This window comes from Blautia sp. Sow4_E7 (genome assembly GCF_052116245.1).
Classification (GTDB): domain Bacteria; phylum Bacillota; class Clostridia; order Lachnospirales; family Lachnospiraceae; genus Blautia_A.
The window spans coordinates 1-9,694 of the sequence record NZ_JBQKLL010000061.1 but is presented as its reverse complement, the minus strand read 5'-3'; the positions used below and the strand labels follow the sequence as shown (position 1 = coordinate 9,694).

Annotated in this window: 9 protein-coding genes; 7 read left to right on the top strand and 2 right to left on the bottom strand. The window is 40.9% G+C overall.

The window, feature by feature from the left end; all coding sequences use genetic code 11:
• Positions 1-130: 130 nt before the first annotated feature.
• Positions 131-1,336, bottom strand: coding sequence for an IS256 family transposase (locus tag ACTQ50_RS18295; protein WP_441485373.1), 1,206 nt, complete (start codon positions 1,334-1,336; stop codon positions 131-133).
• Positions 1,337-1,575: 239 nt separating this feature from the next.
• Here ACTQ50_RS18295 and ACTQ50_RS18290 point away from each other — a divergent pair, with 239 nt between their 5' ends.
• The 7 genes from ACTQ50_RS18290 to ACTQ50_RS18260 all read left to right on the top strand — a co-directional run bounded on the left by ACTQ50_RS18290 (position 1,576) and on the right by ACTQ50_RS18260 (position 9,354).
• Positions 1,576-1,968 carry a tyrosine-type recombinase/integrase gene (locus tag ACTQ50_RS18290; RefSeq protein ID WP_441485372.1) on the top strand — a complete coding sequence of 131 codons (393 nt, stop codon included), beginning with the start codon at positions 1,576-1,578 and terminating at the stop codon, positions 1,966-1,968.
• A 101-nt stretch (positions 1,969-2,069) separates the two neighbouring features.
• Positions 2,070-3,368 (top strand): AAA family ATPase, encoded by a 1,299-nt coding sequence (locus ACTQ50_RS18285; protein ID WP_441485371.1) that lies wholly within the window; start codon positions 2,070-2,072, stop codon positions 3,366-3,368.
• Positions 3,368-4,033, top strand: coding sequence for an RloB domain-containing protein (locus tag ACTQ50_RS18280; protein ID WP_441485370.1), 666 nt, complete (start codon positions 3,368-3,370; stop codon positions 4,031-4,033). Before ACTQ50_RS18285 ends, ACTQ50_RS18280 begins: the two co-directional genes overlap by 1 nt.
• Before the next feature lie 152 nt (positions 4,034-4,185).
• On the top strand, positions 4,186-5,391 hold the full coding sequence (locus ACTQ50_RS18275) for a tyrosine-type recombinase/integrase (RefSeq protein ID WP_441485369.1): 1,206 nt from the start codon (positions 4,186-4,188) through the stop codon (positions 5,389-5,391).
• A complete protein-coding gene (locus ACTQ50_RS18270; RefSeq protein WP_441485368.1) occupies positions 5,369-6,727 on the top strand; it encodes a tyrosine-type recombinase/integrase in 1,359 nt (452 codons plus the stop codon). The genes ACTQ50_RS18275 and ACTQ50_RS18270 overlap by 23 nt, the downstream gene beginning before the upstream one ends.
• Positions 6,728-7,060: 333 nt before the next feature.
• Positions 7,061-8,164 carry a tyrosine-type recombinase/integrase gene (locus ACTQ50_RS18265; protein WP_441485367.1) on the top strand — a complete coding sequence of 368 codons (1,104 nt, stop codon included), beginning with the start codon at positions 7,061-7,063 and terminating at the stop codon, positions 8,162-8,164.
• Between the two features lie 29 nt (positions 8,165-8,193).
• Positions 8,194-9,354, top strand: a complete 1,161-nt coding sequence (locus ACTQ50_RS18260; protein WP_441485366.1) for a hypothetical protein — start codon at positions 8,194-8,196, stop codon at positions 9,352-9,354.
• A 60-nt stretch (positions 9,355-9,414) separates the two neighbouring features.
• Here the strand turns inward: ACTQ50_RS18260 and ACTQ50_RS18255 are convergent.
• The coding region (locus ACTQ50_RS18255; RefSeq protein WP_441485365.1) for a hypothetical protein at positions 9,415-9,694 on the bottom strand (280 nt) is incomplete at its 5' end.

Genomic DNA, 9,694 nt, shown 5'->3' with positions numbered 1-9,694 from the left:
CTCCTGTGGTGTTTTTCGTGAAAAGTGTGAAACACACTTTTTACACTTTTCACACCATTATCTCATCTTTTGGAGACGCAAGGAAGTTGACTGGTTATTCACCATTTACTGATATAGCATCGTTTTTTGATTAGTCTGGCATTCTGCCGGGGTACATGATCACGAGTTCTCCTCTTACCAATCCCCAGTTCCGAATCGGCATGCTCCACTTTTTTGTTATCTCATTCGTCGAGATATAGAGTGATTTCAGCAGAGCCTGTGAACTTGGAAATACGCTTCTCTGCTTGTTTAGCCGCCGATAGGAAGAATTCAAGGATTCTATTGCGTTCGTTGTATAAAATGCTGTTCTGACTTCCTTAGAGAACTTGAAGATCGGTGATATAGCATCCCAGTTATCATGCCATCTGTTCATTGCGCTGGGATACATTGGTGCCCATTTATCTGTTACAGCATCGAGCTGTTTCAATGCAGCCGGTTCATCCGATGCCGTGTATATCGTCTTAAGGTCTTTGGCAAACGCCTTCATGTCTTTATTTGCGACATATTTTAGCGTATTTCTTACCATATGCACGATACAGCGCTGCTGTTCTGTTGCTGGAAACGCTGTGGAAATCGCTTCTTTGATACCGGTAAGTCCATCTGAACAGAGAATGAGGATGTCCCTGAGTCCACGGTTTTTCAGACTGTTAAGGACGCTTAACCAGAATTTACTGCTTTCATTTTCGCCGATCACAATAGACAAAACTTCTTTTTTTCCATCTTCATTAATGCCTAAAACAATATAGGCTGCTAATTTGCGGACAATTCCGTCATCCCGAACTGAAAAATGGATGGCATCAATAAACACAATCGGATATACAGCACTGAGTGGCCGATTCTGCCATTCCTCTATTTGGGGGAGTAGTTTATCTGTGATATCAGAAATCATGCCCTCGCTTACTTCAAACCCGTAAATGTCATCGATGGTCTCGGAGATCTGGCGGGTAGTCATTCCCTTGGCATACATGGAAATGATTTTGTCCTCAATTTCTGAAATGTCTTTTTTACGTTTGGGTAAAATCTTGGGTTCAAAGGTACTTTCCCGGTCCTGGGGAACATCCACTTCAAACTCACCGTATTTACTACGGACACGTTTGCTCTTTGTTCCATTTCGAGAATTGTTTTGAGAAGAACGTTCATACTTGGCGTAACCAAGATGATCATCCATTTCAGCCTCCAGCATTTCCTGAATCGTTCCGGAAAGAAGATCTTTCAGAGCAGCCTGAATGTCATCTGCAGTCTCGATATCATACTCCTGCAGTAACCCCTGAATGATGTTTCTTTTTCCTTCAGTCATCGGTTTTGGTTTGTAAACTTCTTTTTTTCTGTTTGCCATAATAAAGGGCCTCCTATGAATTAGATTTTATCATAGAAGACCCTTATCGCATATATTTCCATATGCTATTTACAGACTTTTTTTCACAGGCTCGCACAATTTCTCTGCCTTCCCTGAAACGGAAAGATCTCTTACAGGTTCTCCTTAGGATTCCGTCTCCCACTGTACGAAAGCATGCCTGCACCATTGCAAGCAGTTCCATGCAGATAGACAGGGACAGAAACTATATTTCCTGCAACATTGCCATAAAAATCACCGCCGAAGTAAACCGGCTGAAGAGGGCAGAAGAGCAGCAGCTTATGGACACATACTCTGCTAGGAAACGGACTGTAAAAGTATATTCTGCTGCCCAGTTAAACTGTATCCAAAATATATGCCTGCAGGAAGAACCATCCCTTTACCTGCCCATGCTGCTGGCAACAGCAACTGGGTTCCGGATTTCAGAACTCCGAGCCTTAAAATATGAGAATATTGACTTTCTGAATAAATACGCATCTATCGAAACCCAGCTTGGACGCACAAAAATTTCCTTTTGTTTATTCTTTCTGAACAAATATTATGATATTATGGAAGAAGGAAGAGAACAACTATAAAGAAATATTTAAGAAATCAAGGCGAAAAAAATCAAAATAATAATAATTTGAATTGAATTTCCTGCATATTATGGATATAATAATATCGGAGGTGCAAAAATATGTTAGTAGAATTTCGATTTAAAAATTATAGATCTTTCAGGGATGAAGCTGTTCTTTCTATGGAGGCAGTTGGACTTGCATCGTTTAAAAGCTGTCTGATCGAACAAAATAATATGAAGGTATTACCAGGTGTAGCCATTTATGGAAAAAACGGTGGAGGCAAGAGTAACGTAATCCGGGCATTTTGGTTAGCTGTTCAGTTTATTCGAAATGCACAGAGAACACAGCATGAAAAAGCTGCGGTTCCCGTAGTACCTTTTGCACTCAATGATTATTCTGCAAATGAACCAACAGAGTTTGAATTTGATTATATTAATGACGGTATAAAATATTGGTATTCATTTTCTGCAACGAAGCAAAAAATAGTAAGAGAGTCTTTATATCATGCACCCAAAGGGCAAAAAGCCCAGGTATTTGTCAGAGAAGGACAGAAATTTACATTTACTGAGGATAAAGCAAGGAGAAAATTAATAAGTGAAACGGTAGCTGAAAACCAGCTGTTTTTCTCAGTTGCGTGTACAATGAATGATGCGATATGTATTAATGCAATGAAATGGTTTCGGGAAGATATTTTCTTTTCCAGGGATTATACCGACATTCCGAGGCAGTTGCTGGAATATTACAATGACAGCAATATGCTTAAAGCTATTTCGGATTATGCAAAAACAGCAGACTTTGGAATTGAAGAGATGCAGTTTGAGGTAGAAAACAAGGAAATTGGAAACGATCTTGAATTTCCTGATGATATTCCAGAAGACATGAAGGCTGCGCTGACATCATTTATCCAGATTTTGTCTGAGACTTCCAACAATTCGGAAGGCCAGCTGAAAATGAGCCAGGTAAAAGCGAAAACCAGGCATAAGGGCATTAATGCTGCAGGTGAGGACAAACTGTATCATCTGGAATTGGAGGATGAATCAGATGGAACAAGGAAATTGATGTCAATTGCACCTGCAATTGAGTCTGTCCTTAATAAAGGAGGAATTTTATTAGTAGACGAATTAGAGAGGGAATTACACCCTATGCTTGTTAATTTCATTATTGCAAAGTTTCAAAGCCAAAAAAGCAATCCCAATGGTGCCCAGATTATTTTCACCACGCATAACACTGAACTTATGAATTTAGAGTTTATGAGAAAAGATCAGATTTATTTTGCAGATAAAAAAAGGTCTGATGGCTCATCTGAGCTTTACAGCGTGACTGATTTTGTTACCAAGACAACCGATAATATCCGGAAAGGCTATTTGGTTGGAAAATATGGTGCCACTCCTAACATTGAGATTGAAGAGGTAGAATAATGGCAAGAAAAACTGGCGGCAGAGGATCTGGTAAAGTTATTATCAGAGTGTTTTGTGAAGGAGAAAGTGAACAGGCATATACTGAATTTTTGAAGCATAAATTCAGTGATGTGGCTGTAATTGAGTATCCGAAAGAAACTGGGTTATTTGACAGAGCAAGTGATCGTTTTGCTAAAGATCCATTGTACAGAGACTATAAAGAGGTTATTAACGAAATTTGGTTCTTCTTTGATGTTGAAACAAAGGATATTGATAAAGTAAATGAACGGTATCAAATAATAAAACGCTTAAGGAAATTTGGCAGGAATAAGAATACGCGTGTTCGTCTGCTAATGACAACGGGATGTATTGAATATTGGCTCATGCTGCACCGCAGATATTATACGCCTTCTTTGCAAACTACTGCTGAGAAAGAGAAAGTGATTTCTGACATAAAGTTAGAAGAGCCTTTATATAAAAAGGGAAATAGAGAAATCACTGCAAAGATTGCAAAAGATTATCCGATTGCAGTGAAATATGCCAAAAAGACTTTGGCAAGACTTTTGGATGAAGGTATGCCAGGTTTAGAAGATACTGACATACGAAATCAGTGGCTGCTCAGAAAATGTATGACCTTTTCCAATGTTTTTGAAGCCATTGAATTTCTGGAAAATAAGGAAAACTGAAGGAATGGTTTTGGTAACATATTCCCAAATTTCCAAAGTATGTTTGGCGAAAAAGGAATTTTCGAAATGTATAGTGTTCCCACTGCACTATACATTTTTTATTTATCGTCCTTTTTCCTTTACATAAAAATACACATAGGAGAAGCAAAACAATGCAAGAAAAAAGAACACCTGTATTCCAGGCTGAAGACGGTTCTTGGGGACATATCACCCAGACAGTAAATCCCCTTATATGTACCATCGAATACAAATGCCATTCCGGTTTTCCTTCAAAAGAAGAAGCAGAAGAAAGCTACCAGAAATCCCAGGATGCCTATTCCAGCCAGATCCAGCAGCTGAAAAAGTCCCGGAAGATCCCGTTTACCTTTTCTGAATATCTGGACTACTGGTTTCGTGAAGTCTACTCCCCTTATTCCACCAGCAAAAGTACCTTATTCAAATACCGCTGGGTCCTATACCAGATCATCCTTCCACATCTTCAGAATGACGTTCTCCTGAACTGTGTCAGCGAAGAGTTCCTGGATAAACTGCTTGATTCCTGCCAGGGATACTGCCAGAATGGAGGCTATTATGCCTATAAGTTATTAAATATCATCTTATGGTCTGCTTACCAGAATAATTATATTCCGGAAAAGGAATTTCCCAAGCTAAAACACTATCCGGATCCTCAGCATAAATCCGTATTCCTTTCCACCGAACAGATCCGGAAACTGCTTGACCAGGCTTCCACAACATCCTCTTATCTGGAAATCCTTCTTGCCCTTTTCTGCGGACTTTCTACAGGAGAAATCCTGGGACTGAAATATTCAGACCTCAATTCCAAAGAACATACCTTAACTATTCAGCGGCTCTGTACCGATAACAGGGCTCATCTTGACACTCCAACATTTAAGAACCTTTTTGGAACTGCCCAGAACCGAACCTTGAAAATACCAGATTTCATTTTCCAGGAACTTTCCAAACGTAAAAAAGAAAACCGGCTGATCCTGGAAGCCAATCCTGATACAACAGAATTTCAGGATTATGTCTGCCTTGGCGCCACTGCAAGAATAAAATCCACCTCTACCCCTGGTACAACACTTAGAAATATCACGAAAACAGCCCTTCTTCCAACTCTTAGTATGACTGATCTTCGTCATGTGTCAGCCTATATACTGGCAGAAATGGGAATGGATATCGAAAGCATTTCCCATATCCTGGGACACACAAAACTCAGTTCCACCATCGCATTCTGCTGTAATTTTCCTGATGAAAATAATGAAATTGAAACCGCATTAAACAACACCTTGGATCCGGTTTTTGAAATCCAGGGCAGTCTGGGAAAGGAGGTTTCCCATGCCCAAGGGAAAATGCATTGAAAAACCATCTGTGAAAGATACCTTCTTTTTAGGAAGCGTTGTCTCCTGTCTTCCCGGAGGAAGTATAAGTTATATAAAGTCCCGTAAGAGATACAGTTTCCGTTTTAAACTTGTTTTCCAGTCGGGAATTTCAAAATCGATCCAGCGCGGTGGCTTTCCCACCCATAAAACAGCCCAATTTGCCAGAGATGAAGCACTCATTCAGATCTGCCGGAAGCAGTTTGTCCCGTATTCCTATACCGTAAAAGAATTTTATGATTACTGGCTCTGGTATTATATGTGGGACGAAAAAGATATTTCGTACAACACCTATATGACATACCGGAACATCATATTGAATTATATTGATCCTGCACTGGGTACCATTTCCCTGCCTTCCCTGAAACGAAAAGACCTCATCCAGGTTCTGCTTGGGATTCCGTCCCCCAATGTGCGAAGGCTCGCCTGTGCGGTTGTCAGCAGTTCCATGCAGGTCGCCAGAGACAGAAATTATATTTCCTGTAACATTGCCATGAAAATCACCGCAGAAGTGAATCGGCTGAAGAGGGCAGAAGAGCAGCGTCTTATGTCCACACCCGCAGCCAGGAAACAGGTTGCAAAAGTATATTCCTCTGCGCAGCTGAGCCGTCTCCAGAATGTATGCCGGCAGGAAGAACCATCCCTTTATTTGCCCATGCTGTTGGCCGCCGCAACCGGTCTCCGGGTTTCGGAACTCCGGGCCCTGAAGTATGATAACATCGACTTTTTAAACAAATGTGCATCTATCGAAACCCAGCTCGGACGCATAAAAAATGCAGATCCAGATAAAAACTACCATTCCATGCAATTTCAGGAGAAAAGGCTGAAAACGGTAAACAGACGGAGGAAAGTTGTACTGCCCGATTATGTCCTGACGGAGATCCTGCTGGAGCGGCAGCGTTATGAACACAACCGGACCACAGAACCGGATTTCTGTGACCTGGGCTATGTCTGCTGCCGCAAAAATGGTTTGCCCTATGGACAAAATTTTTACAAAAAGCCGTATCAGCGTCTGTTAAAGAAATACAATTTTCCAAAGATCGACTGGCGGAAACTGCGCAATTCCAATGCTACCATCCTGGCCAACGAAAAAGTCAGCATGAAAGCCATTTCAAAAAACCTTGGGCATTCCAGTCCGGATTTTACCAATACTGTATATGTAGACTATCAGCCGCTGGTCTATGACCTCAGCAGACAGATGGAAGAGTATGTCTTACTTTATGGGCTTCTGCCAGAATCCCTGGCCAAGAGGAGCCGTAAGGTATATGTTCTTCCGGATGACTCGGCATATATGAAATATTTTTCGGATAAAATTTAAACTTTCATTTCTTTATAAGACGCACAGTGTAACGATCCGTTATATTGTGTGTCTTTTTCTTCTGTATAAGCAGGAACTTTTGATCCCTATTCAGCCCCAATTTAGTTTTTCCAATGTCTTCTTATAAAAATAAGCTATTTCTATTATTTTCATACATATTATATATGTCTATAAAATAATTTTATCTGAACGCCAATTTAGCTAAATTATTTTTTCCAAAACAGGATTTCAAAATCCGACATAATAGTAATAAAGGCAGGAAAATACTGGTTCGAATGCCAGCCATCAGTCGGCACTGATGTTTTTACGCCTTATATAAGCAGGAGGTCCTTTATGCAGAAAAAAGCAGAAGAGAATGTATTTTTCTCACACAAAAATTTATGGTGCTGCCATACTCCGGTTGTAAACTTTAACGCCAAGACCATTGAACACCGTACCCGCACAGGATTTCTGACACGGGACAATGCAGAAAAAGCTTATGAGAAAGCCGGCCGCCTTTTCCCAAAAGAGCTTGCAAAGCTGAAAGCATCCAGCCCGTGTCCATTTACTTTCACGGAATATCTCAAACACTGGTATGAAAAGCTCTACGTCCCGGCGAGTACCAGTGGAAGCACAAAAGTAAAATACCACTGGATCATCTACCATATTATTCTGCCCCAGGTCACTGCCGATCCGCTTCTTCCATATATAGATGCAGAATACATTGAAAACCTGATCGAATCCTGCAGGAACTATTGTACAAGTGCAGAATATGCCGTCTATAAATTATTATACAGGATTCTTTATTCTGCCTGGAACCAGGGATTCCTTGAAACATGCCTGGCATCTGACATCACAGAACGCAAAGAAACGAAATCCAGCCTTCGTATTTATACAAAAGAACAGCTGAAATTATTCTTGAATGCCATACATGAAGATCCATATACACACCGCCTGGAGTTTCTTCTGGCACTGTTCTGCGGACTGCGTCCTGGTGAGATCCTTGGACTTACTTATAACAACTTCGATTCCAGCACCCAAACCTTAAACATCCATAAACAATATACAAAAGATGGACGCCTTCCTTCTGAATCAGCAGATTCCAAATACAGCTGTAAGAAGTTGGAAGGAGACCGGTACCGTTCTTTTCAGATCCCGGATTTTGTCTGTGAGGAACTTGTCCTCCGGCAGGAAAAAAATATGTGTTTCTTTCGCACCCATCCGGATAAAAAGGATAATGATAACTTCTGCATCAGCAGCCGTGGGAAAGTAAAAACCCTGGAAACCCTAAATACAAGATTAAAATACATCACGGAAAAGAATGGACTTCCCATTATTACCATGTATGATCTCCGTGATATGTTTGTCTGGATCCTGTTAGAAAAAGACTGCCCCTGGGAAGAAATCCAAAAGCTTACCGGAGGTGTTAAAATGGAACGCTTTTTAGGAACCTCATAAAAATCCATAACAGAAAGGAAAATGATAAAATGCCACAGAACACGATTAACCCGACAAAACTCAAAGACATTTTCTCAAACGGAAACCTGGTTTTGGCAACGCTTTCAGCCCATCCGCTTTACATTACCGCCCGAAACCAGTATTGTTACCGTATGAATTGTACCTTCGAATCAGGACGCCGCAAAATGGTTCAGACGAAATATTACGATACAGAAGCAGAAGCCGAGGCTATGTATCCAGTTTACAAAAAACAGGTGGAAGAAAAGCGGATTACTGTTTTTAAGTGTACCGTACAGGAATTCCATGCATACTGGACTCATTCCTACTGTTTTGACAATGCGTACAACCGGTCTATTGTAGCTTATATTCTTCCGGTCCTCGGAAAACATTTCATAGACAACGTGACTGCCAGCGATCTGATGGATATCCTTGCAAAAGTTCCATCTTCCGAATTTTACAGGGTATGTGATGCTGTAACCTGTTTTTTCCGGGATGCACGGGACCATTACTGTACAACGCAGGATAACAGCGCAGATGCAGTCCGCATAATGAAAGAAAGAAAAAAAGCAGAAGAGGATCTGCATAATTATAACGAAGTTCCTTCCGGTACCTATTCTCCCCAGCAGCTTCTCCAAATGCTGCAGATCTGCAAACTGGAAGCACCGACCATCTATCTTCCCATGCTTCTGGCATCCACTGCCGGCCTGAGGATTTCAGAAATCCTTACGGTCACGTTCCGGGATATTCATTTTTACAACCAGACCATCTGCCTGCAGCTTCCCGTAAAAGATGATCTTCCCAATCGAACGGATACCATCACCATCCCGGAAGAAAACACGAAAATGGTATACCTGGCCGATTTTGTGATGGACGAAATCCGGCTCCAGAAGGAACGCTTGGAAACCTGTCAGAAAACAGCCACGGATTTCAATCCTTCCGGATACTTGATCTGGGGACGGAACGGTTTCCAAAGACAAAATAATTTTATCAACAAGCCTTACGCCAGGATCTGCGCAAAATGTCCGTTTCCTACCTTTCCGTGGAAGGAACTTCGAAGAATAAAGTTATCAGCCAGCAGCATGAAACGATTTGCCGAAACCCTTGGGGCTGAAAATTCCGAACAGCCCCAGCCACGCGAGATTCCAAAAATTCCAATTGACAGAAGTGACCTAATAGAATTGATGAAATAATCAGCCAGCCAATATATGAAAACAAAATGAAAGCCATCTCTTGAAAACTACCGCATTTCATCATGCGTGTTTAAAAGGGATGGCTTTCATTTTTTTCTTCATAATATAGGAATAAATATTTACAGCAAAAAAGTGACCAAACAGGAATTTTATAATTTCCGTCAATCCTAACAAGATATAATAAATAACACTAAATAACACTAAATAACATTTTATAGCATTCATTGATACGTAAGCGCACAGTTTTAAGGTGTACCCCATAACTGAAATCTGGCACCCTGCGCTAGGATGCCAGACATGCGAGTATTTTACTCCATTTTTATTTGCAAGTTTCCCGAAC

What these genes read in the sequence shown, in the direction of transcription:
- ACTQ50_RS18295 (WP_441485373.1), bottom strand. Translation starts at nt 1,336, where the DNA reads ATGACTGAAGGAAAAAGAAACATCATTCAGGGGTTACTGCAGGAGTAT.
- ACTQ50_RS18290 (WP_441485372.1), top strand. Translation starts at nt 1,576, where the DNA reads ATGCAGATAGACAGGGACAGAAACTATATTTCCTGCAACATTGCCATA.
- ACTQ50_RS18285 (WP_441485371.1), top strand. Translation starts at nt 2,070, where the DNA reads ATGTTAGTAGAATTTCGATTTAAAAATTATAGATCTTTCAGGGATGAA.
- ACTQ50_RS18280 (WP_441485370.1), top strand. Translation starts at nt 3,368, where the DNA reads ATGGCAAGAAAAACTGGCGGCAGAGGATCTGGTAAAGTTATTATCAGA.
- ACTQ50_RS18275 (WP_441485369.1), top strand. Translation starts at nt 4,186, where the DNA reads ATGCAAGAAAAAAGAACACCTGTATTCCAGGCTGAAGACGGTTCTTGG.
- ACTQ50_RS18270 (WP_441485368.1), top strand. Translation starts at nt 5,369, where the DNA reads ATGCCCAAGGGAAAATGCATTGAAAAACCATCTGTGAAAGATACCTTC.
- ACTQ50_RS18265 (WP_441485367.1), top strand. Translation starts at nt 7,061, where the DNA reads ATGCAGAAAAAAGCAGAAGAGAATGTATTTTTCTCACACAAAAATTTA.
- ACTQ50_RS18260 (WP_441485366.1), top strand. Translation starts at nt 8,194, where the DNA reads ATGCCACAGAACACGATTAACCCGACAAAACTCAAAGACATTTTCTCA.